18 protein-coding genes, 1 riboswitch and 1 other annotated feature are annotated in these 16,835 nt (G+C 44.5%); of the genes, 11 read left to right on the forward strand and 7 right to left on the reverse strand.

The genetic code is table 11. The features are described from left to right. Positions 1–6: 6 nt before the first annotated feature. The 4 genes from GPK58_RS11350 (at position 7) to putP (ending at position 3,820) form a co-directional block, all read left to right on the forward strand. Positions 7–792, forward strand: coding sequence for an ABC transporter ATP-binding protein (locus GPK58_RS11350; protein ID WP_059085714.1), 786 nt, complete (start codon positions 7–9; stop codon positions 790–792). Beyond that, positions 785–1,750 carry an ABC transporter ATP-binding protein gene (locus tag GPK58_RS11355; RefSeq protein ID WP_215638669.1) on the forward strand — a complete coding sequence of 322 codons (966 nt, stop codon included), beginning with the start codon at positions 785–787 and terminating at the stop codon, positions 1,748–1,750. The genes GPK58_RS11350 and GPK58_RS11355 overlap by 8 nt, the downstream gene beginning before the upstream one ends. Before the next feature lie 119 nt (positions 1,751–1,869). Continuing rightward, complete coding sequence (locus tag GPK58_RS11360; RefSeq protein ID WP_215638670.1) at positions 1,870–2,055, forward strand: hypothetical protein; 186 nt, start codon at positions 1,870–1,872, stop codon at positions 2,053–2,055. Between the two features lie 232 nt (positions 2,056–2,287). Further along, positions 2,288–3,820: a sodium/proline symporter PutP gene (gene putP / locus GPK58_RS11365; protein ID WP_110103526.1), complete on the forward strand. Its 1,533-nt coding sequence runs from the start codon at positions 2,288–2,290 to the stop codon at positions 3,818–3,820. Between the two features lie 114 nt (positions 3,821–3,934). Here the strand turns inward: putP and folK are convergent, their stop codons facing one another. From folK to GPK58_RS11395, 6 genes are all read right to left on the reverse strand, one after another. Beyond that, on the reverse strand, positions 3,935–4,765 hold the full coding sequence (gene folK, locus GPK58_RS11370; protein WP_092070551.1) for a 2-amino-4-hydroxy-6-hydroxymethyldihydropteridine diphosphokinase: 831 nt from the start codon (positions 4,763–4,765) through the stop codon (positions 3,935–3,937). Positions 4,766–4,774: 9 nt separating this feature from the next. Beyond that, positions 4,775–5,581 (reverse strand): dihydropteroate synthase, encoded by an 807-nt coding sequence (gene folP, locus GPK58_RS11375; RefSeq protein ID WP_092070547.1) that lies wholly within the window; start codon positions 5,579–5,581, stop codon positions 4,775–4,777. Positions 5,582–5,592: 11 nt separating this feature from the next. Beyond that, positions 5,593–6,069, reverse strand: a complete 477-nt coding sequence (locus GPK58_RS11380; RefSeq protein WP_021651470.1) for an HD domain-containing protein — start codon at positions 6,067–6,069, stop codon at positions 5,593–5,595. Next, positions 6,069–6,626: a GTP cyclohydrolase I FolE gene (folE, locus tag GPK58_RS11385; RefSeq protein WP_015524935.1), complete on the reverse strand. Its 558-nt coding sequence runs from the start codon at positions 6,624–6,626 to the stop codon at positions 6,069–6,071. Before folE ends, GPK58_RS11380 begins: the two co-directional genes overlap by 1 nt. Before the next feature lie 144 nt (positions 6,627–6,770). Continuing rightward, a riboswitch (THF riboswitch) is annotated at positions 6,771–6,867 on the reverse strand. A 219-nt stretch (positions 6,868–7,086) separates the two neighbouring features. Continuing rightward, entirely contained in the window at positions 7,087–7,362 is a 276-nt protein-coding gene (locus GPK58_RS11390) for a hypothetical protein (protein WP_215638671.1), read from the reverse strand. Continuing rightward, the gene (locus GPK58_RS11395; RefSeq protein WP_215638672.1) at positions 7,359–7,715 is read right to left on the reverse strand and encodes a hypothetical protein; all 357 of its coding nucleotides are present in this window, start codon (positions 7,713–7,715) and stop codon (positions 7,359–7,361) included. Before GPK58_RS11395 ends, GPK58_RS11390 begins: the two co-directional genes overlap by 4 nt. A gap of 106 nt (positions 7,716–7,821) precedes the next feature. Here GPK58_RS11395 and GPK58_RS13185 point away from each other — a divergent pair, with 106 nt between their 5' ends. Continuing rightward, positions 7,822–7,956, forward strand: a complete 135-nt coding sequence (locus GPK58_RS13185) for a hypothetical protein (RefSeq protein ID WP_021651468.1) — start codon at positions 7,822–7,824, stop codon at positions 7,954–7,956. Between the two features lie 19 nt (positions 7,957–7,975). On the opposite strand, the gene GPK58_RS11400 is transcribed toward GPK58_RS13185, so the two are convergent. Then, the gene (locus GPK58_RS11400; protein WP_092070538.1) at positions 7,976–8,275 is read right to left on the reverse strand and encodes a hypothetical protein; all 300 of its coding nucleotides are present in this window, start codon (positions 8,273–8,275) and stop codon (positions 7,976–7,978) included. A gap of 174 nt (positions 8,276–8,449) precedes the next feature. On the opposite strand from GPK58_RS11400, the gene GPK58_RS11405 reads away from it, so the two are divergent. The 6 genes from GPK58_RS11405 to cls all read left to right on the forward strand — a co-directional run bounded on the left by GPK58_RS11405 (position 8,450) and on the right by cls (position 16,785). After that, entirely contained in the window at positions 8,450–9,718 is a 1,269-nt protein-coding gene (locus GPK58_RS11405; protein ID WP_195274599.1) for a cell wall hydrolase, read from the forward strand. 77 nt (positions 9,719–9,795) lie between these two features. Then, complete coding sequence (gene rnhA / locus GPK58_RS11410; protein ID WP_022426546.1) at positions 9,796–10,284, forward strand: ribonuclease HI; 489 nt, start codon at positions 9,796–9,798, stop codon at positions 10,282–10,284. 194 nt (positions 10,285–10,478) lie between these two features. Next, positions 10,479–10,784, forward strand: a binding site (T-box leader). Between the two features lie 48 nt (positions 10,785–10,832). After that, on the forward strand, positions 10,833–12,059 hold the full coding sequence (gene tyrS / locus GPK58_RS11415) for a tyrosine--tRNA ligase (RefSeq protein WP_015524942.1): 1,227 nt from the start codon (positions 10,833–10,835) through the stop codon (positions 12,057–12,059). An 86-nt stretch (positions 12,060–12,145) separates the two neighbouring features. Beyond that, entirely contained in the window at positions 12,146–14,788 is a 2,643-nt protein-coding gene (gene alaS / locus GPK58_RS11420) for an alanine--tRNA ligase (RefSeq protein ID WP_215638673.1), read from the forward strand. A 165-nt stretch (positions 14,789–14,953) separates the two neighbouring features. After that, positions 14,954–15,130, forward strand: coding sequence for a 30S ribosomal protein S21 (gene rpsU / locus GPK58_RS11425; protein ID WP_004222305.1), 177 nt, complete (start codon positions 14,954–14,956; stop codon positions 15,128–15,130). 80 nt (positions 15,131–15,210) lie between these two features. Further along, on the forward strand, positions 15,211–16,785 hold the full coding sequence (cls, locus tag GPK58_RS11430) for a cardiolipin synthase (RefSeq protein ID WP_021976940.1): 1,575 nt from the start codon (positions 15,211–15,213) through the stop codon (positions 16,783–16,785). The last annotated feature ends 50 nt before the right edge of the window (positions 16,786–16,835 follow it).

The raw sequence follows: 16,835 nt of genomic DNA on the forward strand, positions 1-16,835 counted from the left end.
TTATTTATGCTTGAGATCAAGGATCTTTCCGTTCAATACGGAAAACAGGCACCTACCATTGAACATTTCAACCTTTCCATGAAGAAGGGTGAGATCATCAGTGTGGTAGGCGAGAGTGGAAGTGGAAAAACAACCGTGATCCGTGCTGTCCTCGGCGCACTTGCCGGAGGTGGCCGGGTCAGCACCGGAGATATTCAGTTTCACGGACATTCTCTGCTTTCCAATACAAAGGATGAATGGAGAAATTTAAGGGGTACCCGCATTTCCATGATCTTCCAGGACTGCGGCGGAACCCTGAACCCTATCCGTAAGATCGGAAGTCAGTATGTGGAATATATCTGTACACATACGGATATATCCAAAGCAGAAGCATGGAAGAAAGGCTGTTCCATGCTTCAGAAAATGCGTCTTCCGGACGCGGAAAATATCATGAAAAGTTATCCACACCAGCTTTCCGGTGGCATGCGCCAGCGAGTTGGTATTGCCATGGCCATGACTTTTAACCCGGAGCTGCTTCTTGCAGATGAGCCGACCAGTGCGCTGGACGTTACTACACAGGCACAGATCGTACGCCAGATGATGGAGCTTCGTGATGATTTCGGAACCGGTATCATCATTGTTACCCATAACATTGGTGTAGCAGCCTATATGGCTGATCAGCTTGTTGTTATGCAGAACGGAAAAGTTGTGGATCAGGGAACACGAGATGAAGTCATGGAGCATCCGACCAGTGACTATACAAAGAAACTGCTGGCTGCAGTGCCGGAAATGGAGGGACAGCGTTATGTTTAAGGAATCCGATATCGTACTCAGTGCAAAACATATCGTAAAACAGTTCCCGGCTTCCGGCGGCAGAAATTTAACAGCCTGCAACGATGTGAACCTGAACGTTTATAAAGGAAAAACTCTGGGAATCGTCGGAGAAAGTGGCTGCGGTAAATCAACCTTTGTCCGCATGGTCATTTCTCTTGACAAGCCGACCAGCGGAGAGATCCTTTACCATGGAAAAAACCTCTCTGATCTTTCCAAAAAAGAAACCTGGCTGAACCGTCAGAACATGCAGATGGTCTTCCAGGATCCGTTGGCGTCCTTTGACCCGAAAATGAAGATCGTGGATATTCTCACAGAACCCCTGATCAATTACGGAAAGCTGAAAAGAAGCGAAAAGGAATCCAAGGCCAGAGAACTCCTGAAAATGGTAGAGCTTCCTGAAGATTTTATAGACCGCTATCCCCATAATATGAGTGGTGGTCAGCGTCAGCGTATCAGTATTGCCCGGGCACTTTCCCTGGAACCGGAGATTCTGGTGTGCGATGAGGCTACCTCTGCACTTGACGTTTCCGTACAGGAATCCGTGATCCGGCTTCTGGTACGTCTCCAGAAGGAGAAAAACATCAGCATGCTTTTTATCTGCCATGACCTAGCTCTGATCCGTTCCTTTGCTCATCAGATTGCTGTCATGTACCTCGGGAATATCGTGGAGGTAATTCCGGGAGAGGATGTTACGGAAAAGTCTCTTCATCCATATACACAGGCTCTTCTTGGGGCACAGTTTTCCATTCATATGGATCAGAACAAAAAGATCGAGAGCATCGAAAGTGAGGCCCCCAGCCCTCTGGATGTTCCCCATGGCTGTCCATTCCAGAATCGTTGCGAACACTGCATGGAGAAATGCAGGACGATCCGTCCTGTGCTCACAGAAGTAGAGTCCGGACATGAAGTAGCCTGCCATTGTGTAACGGAAAAATAAGAAAAGGCACAAAACAGTATGATTTTTAAAAACTTTCTGCTGCTGTCGAAGACGGAGATATCCAATATACAATAGGTGTTGTAGTATATAATCAAGACAGCCCGGAAATGAACATGTTCATGAATTATTACAGAGAATACATCGCGCTGACAGGTGGTTCCTCCGCAGGAAACTACATGCATCTTCAGAAAACGATCGGTGTTCTGAAAGCTCTGGCTGAGAAGGAGGGGCTGACTTATTCCGAGGATGTTGAGAAGCTTGCATATACAGTGGAAGATGTGCAGAAGCGTATGGAAGAAAAATAAACAGAGATTTTGAAAAAGAGCTGGGCCGCCTTATATGGTTCAGCCCTTTTTCTTCATATAAAATACTTTTTTATGTAAAAAAACGAAAAATCCTCTTTACTTTCTAAAGTTAATATAATAAAATTTATAAATATGTGTAAAACTGGTTTAAAAGCAGAAAGCATGGGGATGCATAAGCAAAATCCCTCATGTTTTGTGATTTTAAAGCAGAAACATGGAAGGGAGAGAAACAATGACAACAGCACATATTTGTATAATGGCAGCCATTATCGTCTATCTGGGTGCAATGATCTTTGTAGGTTATCTTTGCTCCAAGAACAATAATGACAGTTCTGATTTCTATCTTGGAGGACGAAAGCTTGGCCCACTTGTCACAGCTATGAGTGCAGAGGCTTCTGACATGAGCAGCTGGCTTCTGATGGGCCTGCCGGGACTTGCTTATCTTACCGGTATTGCAGATGCAGGCTGGACAGCCATTGGCCTTGCGATCGGAACTTACGTAAACTGGAGGATCGTGGCAAAAAGAATCCGCCGCTACACACATGTGGCAGGAAATTCTATTACATTGCCATCCTTTTTCAGTAATCGTTACAGAGATGAAAAAAAGATCCTGCAGTCTATCGGAGCGATTTTTATCGTGATCTTTTTTATTCCGTATACAGCTTCCGGATTTGCAGCCTGTGGTAAACTTTTTGCAAGTCTCTTCGGTGTAAAATATCTGCCAGCTATGATCATCAGTGCACTGGTCATCGTTGGATACACCACACTGGGAGGATTCCTGGCAGCATCTACCACGGACTTTATCCAGAGTATCATCATGTCCATCGCTCTTGTGATCGTATTTGTATTCGGGATCAGCACAGCAGGTGGTATTGAAGCAGTTGCAGACCATGCAAGATCACTGCCCGGATATCTGACTATGTTTACTACATATGATCCAACAACCGGAACAGAACAGGCATATCCACTGCTTAATATTATTTCCATGCTTGCATGGGGACTTGGATATTTCGGAATGCCGCATATTCTTCTTCGTTTCATGGCGATCGAAGACGAAGAGAAGCTTACACTTTCCAGAAGAGTAGCAACTACATGGGTAGTGATCTCACTGGCAGTAGCAGTACTGATCGGTGTGGTAGGACTTGGAATGACAGCAGCAGGAGAGTTTGACCTTCTGGAAGGCTCCGCATCTGAGACAATTATCGTTCAGATCGCAGATCTTCTCAGTAAACATGGTGTAATTGCAGCAATCCTTGCAGGACTCATCCTTGCAGGAATCCTGGCATCCACCATGTCAACTGCAGATTCTCAGCTCCTGGCAGCATCCTCAGCAGTTTCTTCCGACCTTCTCGGAAGTATCCTGAAGGATAAAGAAACAAAAAAAGAAAGCATGGTAGCCGATAAGATCACGCTTCTTCTCATCGCAGTAGTAGCTATGTTTATTGCCCGCGACCCGAACAGTTCTGTGTTTACTATCGTATCCTTTGCCTGGGCAGGCTTCGGAGCCGTATTCGGCCCGGTGGTACTTCTGGCATTATTCTGGAGACGTTCCAACTGGCAGGGAGCCCTGGCAGGAATGATCTGTGGAGGTTCCATGGTATTTATCTGGAAATACGGAATCAGCACGCTCGGCGGCGCCTGGGGAATCTATGAACTTCTTCCCGCATTCTTGGTGGCCATCGCAGCAAACATCATCGTCAGCCTCATTACCAAGGCACCATCCAAAGAGATCACTGACGAATTTGATCTGGTAAACCAGAAATAAAATATTTTTCGATAATAGTCAATAATTCACACTGATACAAAACAAGCCCGATACAGATTGTAGTAAAGATATCTGTATCGGGCTTGTTATCTTTTTATTATTTAATAAATAAAGTCACACCGCCAAAGTTTTTCCCTCAAGCTTTTTTAACAACTGCTCCATTGTTAAATTCAACACCGGATGCCGAAGATACGGTGCGATCTCCACCATAGGCTTCAAAACAAAATCCCTGTTTTCCATATCAATATGAGGCACATGTAGTTCCACTGTATCAATGATCTCATTATCGTAAAACAGAATATCCAGATCCAGTGTCCTTGGTCCCCAGTGAATGATCCTTTTCCGGTCCGCAGCCTGTTCCAGCACATGCAGCCTGTCAAGAAGCTCCTCCGGAGAAAGCAGCGTCCGGACTCTTAAGGCTCCGTTGAGAAACTCATCCTGCTCCACATCTCCGTAAGGCTCCGTTACAAGATACTCGGAAACCTTTTCAACAACAATCTCTTTCATATCCCGAAGACCCTGGATCGCATTGTCCAGGTATTTCTTCTTATCCCCCATATTGGAACCAAAAGCAATATAAGCCGTATGCCAGCCTCGGGTAATTTCCACAGCAACGGTTTTCAGCGGAAGGCCTACCGGAGCCCAGGGCTTTTCAATACGGAGGGTGATCTTTTTAAGAAGAGGGAGAGAAAGCAGCAGCGTCTCTGCCAGATTCTCCACAGCAGCCTCCAGAAGTTTATAAGTATTTTTCTGAAGAAAATCGGTGATCATATGACTGACTTCTCCATAATTGATGGAAGCAGAAAGATCATCTGTCAGCCCTGCCGGACGTGTTTCTGTATACATAACAGCAGAAACAACAAATTTCTGTCCGAGAGCTGTTTCTTCCGGAAACACACCATGGTTTGCAAAAATCTCAAGATCTCTGATTTCGATTTTATCCATCAGTTCCTCCTAACGTCCCAGAATAGCTTCTGTCATCTGGATGACGCGTTTATTTTCTTTGATGTCATGAACACGGACAAATGCACAACCCTTCATAACACCGATCACCGATGTGGCAAGAGTTCCCTCTACACGCTGATCTACAGGAAGATCAAGGGCAAGTCCGATCATGGATTTTCTGGAGGTACCAAGAAGTACCGGATATCCCAGCTTCCGGAAAAGCTCCAGATTATCCATGGTCATCAGGTTCATCTCATAGGTTTTACCAAATCCGACACCAGGATCAAGGATGATCTTATCATCGGCAATACCGGCACGTTTGGCAATATTGACACATTCCTGGGTTTCTGCCAGCATATCCACAATAAAATTATTGTATTCAGTATTATCTTTGTTATGCATCAGACAGCAGGGAGCCTGATATCTGGCAATAACAGGAGCCATTTCAGGATCATATTTCAGTCCCCAGATGTCATTGATAAGATCTGCTCCGTGTTTCAGGGCTTCTTCCGCAACACATCCCTTATAGGTATCTACAGAGATGGGGATATCAAAACGCCCTTTTACTGCTTCGATAACAGGAAGAATACGCTCGATTTCCTCCTGTGCGCCAACCGGTGTATGCCCCGGACGTGTGGATTCTCCACCGATATCAAGAATATCAGCACCTTCGGCGATCATAGCTTCTGTATGTTTCAGGGCATGATCCATATCGTTCCATTTTCCGCCATCTGAGAAAGAATCCGGTGTAACATTTAGGATACCCATAATATATGTTTTGTTTTTTACATCAAACTCACGATTTCCGATTTTCATGGAAAAACCTCCTAATATTGGATCGTCATATTTTTTTTAGCAGGAGACCAGTAACATTCCGGCTCTGCTTTACAGGAAAAACAGTTTCTGGAGCTTTTGTCCGCAGTATAGAGCAGTTTTCCAAGAACTGTCGGATCCGTCTGAGCTCTGTGACCACGTATTGCCGCAATGATCGCTTCCATTTCTTCCATAGAAAATCCAAGCTCGTTTAAGATCTGTCCTGCGATAGCAGCACCGGCCTCATCATGAGGAGTGCCATCTTCATACTGTCTGGCCCGTCCGATATCGTGAAGAAGGGCAGTACAGTAGATCAGTTCCTTTGAAACAGGAGCATTTTCCTCAAGTGCCCGGATATAGGCAAGGCGTGCCACATCCAAAAAATGCTCCGGTGTATGTCTGCAGAATTCACGGTCAGTCTCCAGAAGCTGAAGCTTATTAAGCTCATTCTGATAGAGCGGATGATTCCAGATCTGATTCACTCTGTCCATCAGTCCTTGACCATAGCAAGGAACTGTTTCTGAAGCTCCATATTTTCTTTAAATTCACCTCTGGTAACAGTCGTAACCGTTTTGCTTCCCGGCTTTTTGATCCCACGCATGGTCATGCAGGTATGCTCCGCTTCCAGCATAACCATGATTCCCTTAGGAGCGAGAACACGTTCCAGCGCATCTGCGATCTGCACAGTCAGACGTTCCTGGATCTGCGGTCTTCTTGCATACACATCAACGGTACGGGCCAGCTTGCTTAAGCCGGTAACCTTGCCATTTGGGATATATGCGATATGAGCTTTACCGTAAAAAGGCATAAGATGATGTTCGCACATGGAATAAAAGGTAATATCCTTTTCCAGAACCATTTCATTGTTCTCTACATGAAACTGTTTCTGAAGATGTTCATCCGCTTCATTATCAAGTCCGCCATAAATTTCCTCGCACATGCGGGCGATACGTTCCGGAGTTCCCTGCAGTCCCTCTCTGTTTACATCCTCGCCGATTCCCTCGAGAAGAAGCTTGATCGCCTCTTCAACTTTTGCTTTGTCTACCATAAATAACAACCTCCATTTGTTAAAAAAATCACGTTTTTCGGAGACTGTCTCTTTTATTTTTGCGCATAAAAAAAGATATCTCCAATTGTAATAGAACGTATGTCGAAAAAGCCCTACACAATATGAGATATTCTCTTATATTGCTGCAACGGGTGCGGATTTCATACCGTAAGACGTACTTTTCGTTCTGGCGACAACTCCCCATTCGCCAAACACTTGACGCATAAAATCCTATTTTGCATATCATTCATTTCACGGACAAGTATACCATATACTGATATAAGAAGAAAGGGAAAATGATAAAAAAATATCACAAAAATAGGGAATATGTTCTATGAATTATGCGATAGAATCTATGGATATGTCAGATTTTTGCAGATTATATTCCGACAAATATAAAAAGAATTACAAAGTAGAAAATCCCGGAACAGAAAACTGCTGTTCCGGGATCACAAAGCTGTTAATGACGTATCATTTTCATCAGATTCACAATTCTGTCAAGCTTAGCTGTCTCTGCCGGACTTTTCCCCATTTTCAGAACTTCTATGATAGTGGAGATCTCATCAGAGCTGAAATTTAAGCCCGCATTTTTTCCTTTAGAAGCTGCGCCCATGATAAAAGGCAGAAGTTCGGACGGATTTTTCCCCAATCCCTGATCTGCCAGTCCCTGAAGCATGGAAAGCTTCTGAGGGTCCATTCCGGAAAGCCGGGGATTATTTTTCCAGTCATCACTCATGGATTCTCACCTCCTGACGAATCTTCATTCATGATCTGAAGCATCTGGATCGTAGCTATAAGACTGGTGATATGATCGATCTGACGGCGATTTTCTCCGCCACAGCACTTACGGATATCCTGCAGCATTTCCAGAGGATCGGTGCCGGAAAAACCGGTAGCCTGCAGATCGGCTGTTCTACGGCTGCTTTGAAAAAGCGACATGGTATTCCGAAGTTCCCGGACTTTCGTATACACAGATAAAAACCGCTGCCCGGAAGAAGGAAGGTACGGGATCATAGCCTTCAGCATCTGATCCTGGTCACTTTCCACCATTTCATCCAGAGCAGTACGTGCGATAGGCTCCTGTTCCATAAAAAAATCCTTTTTCCTGAAATCTATGAATTTGCAGAAAGAAATATGACAGAAACCTTCTCTGGTCATATTATATATAGAAGAAATTTTTCAAAGGAATGTGATTATGGAATCTGAAAAAAAACAGGAACTTGTCATTGATGGAAATTCTTTTTATGAAATAGATCTGAAATGTCTGAAAGAGAAAAAACAGAAACAGGAGGAAGCAGAAAAACGGCAGCAGAAAAGGCAGAGGAAATAACCTCTGCCTTTTCAAAAGATCAGCAGCAATTGTTGCAGCCGCATCCATTTCCGCACAAAAGCAGAAGAAGGATGATGATCCAACAGCTGTCGTTGCAGCCGTTGTTATTACAGCCACAGCCACTGTTGTTTCCACAGCAACACATCAGACAGATGATCCAAAGGATACAGGAGCAGCTGTTTCCACCGTTTCCAAACAGGGAAGTTCCGCAGCCATTATTACAGCCACAGTTATTGTTACATCCACATCCTGTGCTGCATCCGGAATCACAACCACATCCGCAATCACATCCACAATTGGTAGCCGCTAAGTCACTCATCGATAAGTCCTCCAGCAAATTTTATTTACACTTCATCATATGGCAGGAGTCCGTCCACAGTTACAAAAAAGTTGACAGTGTTTATTCATTACGATATAATAAACGAAATGTAACATTTTTGTAATTTTTGAGACAAACTAGCTTTTATATCTAAAACAGGAAATGGGGAAAATTATGAAGAGTTTCAGAACAAAAAAATGGCTGAAGGGTTTGATGCTTGCCATGTTGCTGATCGTGGGAAGCACAGTCTTTTCTGCTTCTGCAAAAGAGGTACAGGCTGCCACTGCAGGCTTTAAAACTATCGATGGAAAAACATACTACATAAAAAGTGATGGGAGCAAGCAGAAAGGCTGGCTGACCCTGGGCGGATACAAGTACTACTTTAACACAAAGACCGGAGTACAGGTAAAGGGCTGGATGAAGGTCAATGGCAAATATACCTACTATTTTACAAAAGGCAAGGGTGTTATGGCAACCGGCTGGATGACAGATTCCAAAGGCCATAAGCGCTATTTCAACCCCAAAACAGGTAAGCTTACCACAGGCTGGGTAAACTGCAGCAAGGGAAGGAAACGTTATTTCACAAAAGGCGGAGGCATTATGGCAACCGGCTGGCTCACCAACAGCAAAGGGCAGAAACGTTATTTTTACAAAACTTCCGGTTATATGGCAACCAAATGGGTAAAAAACAAATCCAAAAATATCAGCTACTATTTTGCCACCAGTACTGGTTATATGTATACTGGTCTGAAGACGATCGATCAGAAGAACTATTATTTTAAATCCAACGGTGTCATGGCAGTAAGTACCTCCGTGACAGTGAATGGAATTACATACTCCATCGCAGCAAACGGAGTGGCCACTGCGAAGACTACCAAACCTAATGTAAATGTCGGAAACGGAAATGTTAAAATTTATGATACCAGAAACAGCAGATATTACACCATGGTCAAGGAATATAAGAGTCATCCCGGAATTGCAAACGGAAAGACCTCAGATGAAGCACTTCTGGCTGCGCTTTGCGAATCAGAAGCAGGCGATCAGGGCAAGATCGGAATGGAAGCAGTAGCACTTTGTGTTCTGAATCGTACGATCAAATCAGACAAGGAATTTCCATCTACGATACGAGGTGTGATCTATGAGAATATCGGAAGCAGCACAACCCCACAGTATTCTGTAGTGCGGAACGGGGCCCTTCTCAAACGTCTCAATGGTCAGTTTGAAAACCGTACTCTTGCTTATCAGGCTGCAAGAGAAGCAATGACTATTTTCAATAAACATGTCACTTCCGGCAAAGCCAGAACACTCAGAGGATTTAAACAGAAAGATTTTAATTATATGTATTTCATGATGACCAGCTATTTCTGGAACCAGAATCTGAATTTCAGCAAAGTGAAATATGAAACTTATAAAGGCCATACATTTTTTGTAGACTGGGTATAAGCAACATAGTCTCCGACAGTAAACTTTGAACAAACAGGCGTATGGACATAAAATTGAAAATTTAAGGAGAAGCAAATATGCAGGTAAAAATCTATACGGATGGTGCAGCCCGGGGAAATCCGGATGGACCGGGAGGCTACGGAGCAGTTCTTCAGTACATCGATACCAAAGGCCAGTTACATGAACGTGAACTGTCCAGAGGCTACAAAAAAACCACAAACAACCGGATGGAACTGATGGCAGCCATCGTAGCACTGGAAACACTGAACCGCCCCTGCCAGGTGGATCTGTATTCCGATTCCAAATATCTGGTAGATGCTTTTAATCAGCACTGGATCGATTCCTGGCTAAAGAAAAACTGGAAACGTGGAAAAAACGAAGATGTGAAGAACGTAGATCTCTGGAAACGCCTTTTAAAGGCCAAGGAGCAGCATCAGGTAAGCTTCCACTGGGTTAAGGGACATGCAGATAATCCGTTAAATGAACGGTGTGATCAGCTTGCCACATCAGCGGCAGACGGCAATGACCTTTACGTAGATGAAGGAATAAATGGCTTACAGAAATAAAAGTTCCACTTATCACTCACAGAAAACCCGAAACATACCGCGCGAATTTATGCGATCAGCGTAAATTCTGTGCATCGCGAAGCGTGTTACTGAGAACAGAGTAAAAAGTAATATTCTGCCACTTTAAGTTGTCAAAACAATATTAAAATTTCTTGACAAACAAAAAAGCAGTTTGTATACTTCATATAGTATAGTAAAAGGCTTGGAAGGGAAAAAGTAGCTTGAGGAAAACCCCACAGAGAGTAGCCGGCAGGTGAGAGGCGCAGGGTAGAACTTTTGTGAATACATCCCGGAGCTGCGCACCGAATCGGGACTTGATACTGTAAAATAATAACGTATTATAGATAGGCTGCGACGGAATGGCACCCGTTATTGTGCTGAAGTGTTTTATATCTTGATATATATGGATATAACGGGATGTAGATTCACTTTATGAGGCAGGAAATGCGAGTTTTCTGTAAATTTAGGTGGTAACGCGGGACCCGGTTCTCGTCCTAAACGGACAGGAACCGGGCATTTTTTATATGACTATACAGGAGGAAAGAACAATGACAGTTTGGGAAGAACTGAAAGCACGTGGCCTGATCGCACAGGTTACAGACGAAGACGAGATCAAAGAGATGGTAAATAACGGGAAAGCCACATTCTATATTGGCTTTGACCCTACAGCAGACAGCCTTCATGTAGGTCACTTCATGGCTCTTTGCCTGATGAAGAGACTGCAGATGGCAGGAAACCGTCCGATCGCCCTTCTCGGCGGCGGAACAGGAATGATCGGTGACCCGTCCGGAAGGACCGATATGCGTCAGATGCTGACAAAAGAAACCATCCAGCACAATATTGACTGCTTCAAGCAGCAGATGAGCCGTTTCATCGATTTCTCTGATGGAAAAGCTCTTATGGTAAACAATGCTGACTGGCTTATGAACCTTAACTATGTAGAGCTTCTCCGTGAGGTAGGTGCTCACTTTTCCGTAAACCGTATGCTGACAGCAGAGTGCTACAAACAGCGTATGGAGCGAGGCTTAAGCTTCCTGGAATTTAACTACATGATCATGCAGAGCTACGACTTCTACATGCTGTACCAGAAATACGGCTGCAACATGCAGTTCGGTGGCGATGACCAGTGGAGCAACATGCTTGGCGGTACCGAGCTGATCCGCCGTAAGCTTGGCAAGGATGCCTATGCCATGACCATCACACTGCTTCTCAATTCTGAGGGCAAAAAGATGGGAAAAACACAGTCCGGAGCTGTATGGCTTGATCCGAATAAGACATCCCCGTTCGATTTCTACCAGTACTGGAGAAATGTAGACGATGCTGACGTTATCAAATGTATGCGTCTTCTTACTTTCCTTCCTCTTGAGGAGATCGACGAGATGGCCAAATGGGAAGGCAGCGAGCTGAACAAAGCCAAGGAGATCCTTGCATACCAGCTGACAGAGCTTGTACACGGTGAGGAGGAAGCCAAGAAAGCACAGGAGGGTGCCCGCGCACTGTTCTCAGGTGCAGATACTTCTCATATGCCTACAACAGAGCTTTCAGAGGAAGATTTTGACGAGGAAGGAAAAATCGACCTGATCACACTTCTTGTAAAAGCAGAGCTAGTACCAAGCCGTTCCGAGGGTCGCCGTGCGATCCAGCAGGGTGGTGTATCCATCGATGGTGAGAAGCTCACCGATATTTACCATACGGTTGAGAAGGATGCTTTTGCAGGGGACGGGATCGTTCTGAAACGAGGCAAGAAAAAATTCAAAAAGATCTGTGTAAAATAATTTCCCATATCTGTGACATTTCCGGGATAAAGCTACGGCATTCCGGAAATGCTGACAGGTAGGGTTGACACAAGGAGGATAACAACATGAAAAAGTACGGAGTGAACGAACTTCGTAAGATGTTCCTTGACTTTATGGAGAGCAAGGGCCATCTTGTAATGAAAAGCTTTTCCCTGGTTCCTCAGGGAGATAAGAGTCTTCTGCTAATCAATGCAGGTATGGCTCCGCTGAAACCATATTTTACAGGTGCTGAGAAGCCGCCAAGAACAAGAGTGACAACCTGCCAGAAATGTATCCGTACCGGAGATATCGAAAATGTAGGTAAAACCGCACGTCACGGTACTTTCTTTGAAATGCTTGGTAACTTCTCTTTTGGTGATTACTTCAAGAAAGAAGCCATCCACTGGTCCTGGGAGTTTCTTACTGAGGTTGTAGGGCTTGATGCAGACCGTCTCTACCCATCCATTTACCTGGATGATGATGAAGCCTTCAATATCTGGAACAAAGAAGTAGGGATTCCGTCTGAACGTATTTTCCGTTTCGGAAAAGAGGATAACTTCTGGGAGCATGGCGCAGGTCCATGCGGTCCATGCTCTGAGATCTACTATGACCGTGGCGAAAAATACGGCTGTGGCAAACCTGGATGTACGGTAGGCTGCGACTGCGACCGTTACATGGAAGTATGGAACAACGTTTTCACACAGTTCGAGAACGATGGAAACGGAAACTACACAACCCTGAAACAGAAAAACATCGATACCGGTATGGGACTTGAGCGTCTTGCTGTAGTTGTTCAGGATGTTGATTCTATTTTTGATGTAGATACAATTTGTGCACTTCGTAATCTTGTATGCGAGATCGCACATAAAGAATATGAGAAAAACTATGCAGATGACGTTTCCATCCGTCTGATCACGGACCATATCCGTTCCGCAACATTTATGATCTCCGATGGAATCATGCCAACCAATGAGGGACGTGGATATGTTCTCCGCCGTCTGATCCGCCGTGCAGCACGTCACGGACGTCTTCTTGGCATCGAGGGAACTTTCCTTGCAAAATTAAGTGCACAGGTGATCGAGAGCTCCAAAGCCGGATATCCGGAGCTTGAGGAGAAGAAAGAGTTCATCTTCCGTGTACTGACAAATGAGGAGAATCAGTTCAACAAAACTATCGATCAGGGACTTCGCATCCTTTCCGACATGGAAGAGGATATGAAAAAAGCAGATGAAAAGACTCTTTCCGGTGACAACGCATTCAAGCTTTATGATACGTACGGATTCCCTCTTGACCTTACAAAAGAGATCCTTGAGGAAAAAGGCTACGGCATTGACGAGGAAGGTTTCCAGAAAGCAATGGAGGAGCAGAGAGTCAAGGCACGTACTGCCCGTGAAGTAACCAACTATATGGGTGCAGACGCAACCGTATACGATGATATTGATGTAAACGTAACAACAGAATTCGTCGGCTACGATCATCTTACCTTTGATTCCAAGGTTACTGTCCTTACCACAGAAACAGAAATCGTAGATTCTCTCACAGAGGGACAGAAGGGTACCGTATTTGTAGAGCAGACTCCTTTCTATGCAACAATGGGTGGACAGGAAGGTGATACCGGTGTGATCGAGACTGCAAACGGTAAATTTGTTGTTGAGGACACCATCAAACTCCGCGGTGGCAAATTCGGTCACGTAGGACATATGGAATCCGGTATGATTTCCTCAGGTGAGACAGTATCCCTGAAGGTAAACGAAGAAGCAAGAAAAGATACCGAGAAAAACCACAGTGCAACACATCTTCTTCAGAAAGCACTGAAAACCGTTCTTGGTTCCCACGTAGAGCAGAAGGGTTCTCTGGTAACTCCGGACAGACTTCGTTTTGACTTTGCTCATTTTCAGGCTATGACAGCAGAAGAACTCCAGGCAACAGAAGAGCTTGTAAACAAAGAGATCCAGGCAGGGCTTGATGTTCATACAGATGTCATGGATGTGGAAGAAGCCAAGAAATCCGGAGCAATGGCTCTCTTTGGTGAGAAATATGACCAGAAGGTACGTGTAGTATCCATGGGAGACTTTTCCAAAGAGCTCTGTGGTGGTACTCATGTAAAGAATACAAGCTCCATCATGCTCTTTAAGATCGTGTCCGAATCCGGTATCGCAGCTGGTGTACGCCGTATTGAGGCACTTACTGGCAAAGCAGTTATCGAATACTACAGAAAGCAGGAAGAGCTTCTCCATGAGGCTGCAAAAGCATTAAAGGCCAATACAGCCGAGGTTGTAGAAAAGATCAGTCACCTGCAGGCTGAGGTAAAGGCTCTTCAGAGCGAAAATGAATCCCTCAAGAGCAAAGCTGCCCAGAGTGCACTTGGCGATGTCATGGATAAAGTCGTTGAAGTAAACGGCGTAAAACTCCTTGCAGCCAAAGTTGAGGGCGTTGACATGAACGGTCTCAGAGACCTGGGTGATAAACTGAAAGAGCAGCTTGGCGAAGGTGTTGTCCTTCTTGCAGCAGTAAACGACGGCAAGGTTAATCTTCTTGCAATGGCAACGGATGCAGCTCAGAAAGCAGGCGCTCATGCAGGAAACCTGATCAAAGCTGTGGCAGCGATCGTTGGCGGTGGCGGCGGCGGACGTCCGAACATGGCACAGGCCGGCGGAAAGAATCCGGAAAAGGCTCAGGAAGCTATGGACGCAGCAGCAGGAATCCTTGAAAAACAGCTCACAAAATAACAAAGTTGTGCGTGATTTACAATTTTGACATTTTTTTCATAAAAATCGAAAAAGATGTTGACGAAACCACATGTTATGCTATATAATAACACTCGTGCAAGAAAAATACCCAGACAGTTGTATTTTAGCACAATCTACAACTGGAGGGAGGTTAGGTGTGAGTCTATGTCAAACGTTATCGTAAAAGAGAACGAGACTTTAGATAGCGCTCTTCGCAGATTCAAGAGAAGCTGTGCTAAGGCGGGAATCCAGCAGGAAATCCGTAAGAGAGAGCATTACGAGAAGCCAAGCGTTCGTCGTAAGAAAAAATCTGAAGCCGCAAGAAAACGTAAATATAATTAATTGTGCGCAAAAATCCCTGGCTGTATGGTCAGGGATTTTTAATTAAATAGAAACAGGAACGTTTGACGAAGGAAAGAAATATGAATTTGTTTATTAAACTGATTATCAAACCATTGCGATCGCTCCTTAAATTATTATTTAATCGAATTTTTTATGTAGCTCTGGCTCTTGTTGTGCAGCTGGCATGGCTGCTGATCGCCCTTTTCCGGCTTATGGAATACTCCAGATGGGTGACGATCGGAATGCAAGCCATAGGTTTTCTGGTTGTTCTGTGGATCGTAAATAAAAAGATCAATCCATCTTATAAGCTCGCCTGGACGATGCTGATCCTTATTTTTCCGGTATTTGGTGTTTCCCTGTACCTTCTTTTCGGTAAGTCGCGGATCGGCGCTGTAATGGAACAGCATTATCAGAATCTTATTGATGAAACAGCAGAATACCTGGAAGGCTCAGAGCTTACAAGAAAACGTTTAAACGAAGACGACCGTTCCATGAGAATCCAGTCGGATTACATCTGGCAGTATTCAAGATATCCGGTTCACGAGAATACCACAGCAGAGTATTTTCAGGTAGGAGATGATATGTTTCCGGTTCTGGTGCATGAGCTGGAGCAGGCAAAGCATTTTATTTTTATCGAATATTTCATCATAAATGACGGGGTAATGTGGCAGACGATCCTTAATATCCTTGAAAAAAAGGCTAAAGAAGGAGTGGATGTCCGACTGATCTATGATGGCTTCGGCTGCCTTACCACATTGCCATACAAGTATGATCAGGAGATGCGCCGGCGAGGAATCAAATGCGAAGTATTCAACCGGTTCCGTCCGATCCTTAATATTATCCAGAATAACCGTGACCACCGTAAGATCTGTGTGATCGATGGCTGGACCGGTTTTACCGGCGGCATCAACCTGGCTGACGAATATATCAATCAGCGAAAACGGTTTGGCCACTGGAAGGATACAGCCGTTATGCTGAAAGGAGAAGGCGTCTGGAATATGACAGCTATGTTCCTATATATGTGGGGAATCGTTACCAGAACAGATACTTCTCTTGATTTCGGAAATTATGTTCCGCACAGGTGGCACCCCAACGAATTTCCGGGAAACGGTTATGTCCAGCCATTCTGCGATTCCCCCCTGGACGATGAGATCGTAGGAGAGAACGTTTATCTTAATATTATCAATCGCGCCAAAAACTATGTTTATATCTGCACACCATATCTGATCATAGATAATGAGATGATGACCGCCCTGTGCCTCGCTGCAAAAAGCGGTGTGGATGTCCGAATCATGACACCAGGTATCCCGGACAAAAAAATGGTCTTCCTGCTGACACAGTCTTATTATAAGCAGCTTCTGGAAGCAGGTGTAAAGATCTACGAATACCAGCCGGGATTTTTACATGCAAAATCTTTTGTCTGTGATGACAAAGTAGGCGTCGTAGGAACCATAAATCTGGATTACCGAAGCCTTTATCTGCATTTTGAAGATGGTGTCTGGATGTATAAGAATGATGTGATTCTGGACATCCGGGATGATTTTACAGAAACCCTGGAGTACTGTGATCCCATTGATCTGGCATTCTGCCAGAAGAGAAATATTGTGGTACGTGCCATTCAGAACGTACTGAGAGTTTTTGCACCGCTATTATAAAAACTCTTTGACAGACAACTGTAAATTCTGTATGATATATCAGACGGGAG

Origin of the sequence: Blautia sp. MCC270 (assembly GCF_018785605.1) — a bacterium.
GTDB lineage: Bacteria > Bacillota > Clostridia > Lachnospirales > Lachnospiraceae > Blautia_A > Blautia_A fusiformis.

Coding starts and splice junctions, on each gene's coding strand:
- GPK58_RS11350 (WP_059085714.1), top strand. CDS start 7: ATGCTTGAGATCAAGGATCTTTCCGTTCAATACGGAAAACAGGCACCT.
- folE (WP_015524935.1), bottom strand. CDS start 6,626: ATGGTAGACAAAGCAAAAGTTGAAGAGGCGATCAAGCTTCTTCTCGAG.
- GPK58_RS11360 (WP_215638670.1), top strand. CDS start 1,870: ATGAATTATTACAGAGAATACATCGCGCTGACAGGTGGTTCCTCCGCA.
- folK (WP_092070551.1), bottom strand. CDS start 4,765: ATGGATAAAATCGAAATCAGAGATCTTGAGATTTTTGCAAACCATGGT.
- rpsU (WP_004222305.1), top strand. CDS start 14,954: ATGTCAAACGTTATCGTAAAAGAGAACGAGACTTTAGATAGCGCTCTT.
- tyrS (WP_015524942.1), top strand. CDS start 10,833: ATGACAGTTTGGGAAGAACTGAAAGCACGTGGCCTGATCGCACAGGTT.
- GPK58_RS11355 (WP_215638669.1), top strand. CDS start 785: ATGTTTAAGGAATCCGATATCGTACTCAGTGCAAAACATATCGTAAAA.
- GPK58_RS11395 (WP_215638672.1), bottom strand. CDS start 7,715: ATGGAACAGGAGCCTATCGCACGTACTGCTCTGGATGAAATGGTGGAA.
- folP (WP_092070547.1), bottom strand. CDS start 5,581: ATGAAAATCGGAAATCGTGAGTTTGATGTAAAAAACAAAACATATATT.
- GPK58_RS11380 (WP_021651470.1), bottom strand. CDS start 6,069: ATGGACAGAGTGAATCAGATCTGGAATCATCCGCTCTATCAGAATGAG.
- putP (WP_110103526.1), top strand. CDS start 2,288: ATGACAACAGCACATATTTGTATAATGGCAGCCATTATCGTCTATCTG.
- rnhA (WP_022426546.1), top strand. CDS start 9,796: ATGCAGGTAAAAATCTATACGGATGGTGCAGCCCGGGGAAATCCGGAT.
- alaS (WP_215638673.1), top strand. CDS start 12,146: ATGAAAAAGTACGGAGTGAACGAACTTCGTAAGATGTTCCTTGACTTT.
- GPK58_RS11405 (WP_195274599.1), top strand. CDS start 8,450: ATGAAGAGTTTCAGAACAAAAAAATGGCTGAAGGGTTTGATGCTTGCC.
- GPK58_RS13185 (WP_021651468.1), top strand. CDS start 7,822: ATGGAATCTGAAAAAAAACAGGAACTTGTCATTGATGGAAATTCTTTT.
- cls (WP_021976940.1), top strand. CDS start 15,211: ATGAATTTGTTTATTAAACTGATTATCAAACCATTGCGATCGCTCCTT.
- GPK58_RS11400 (WP_092070538.1), bottom strand. CDS start 8,275: ATGAGTGACTTAGCGGCTACCAATTGTGGATGTGATTGCGGATGTGGT.
- GPK58_RS11390 (WP_215638671.1), bottom strand. CDS start 7,362: ATGAGTGATGACTGGAAAAATAATCCCCGGCTTTCCGGAATGGACCCT.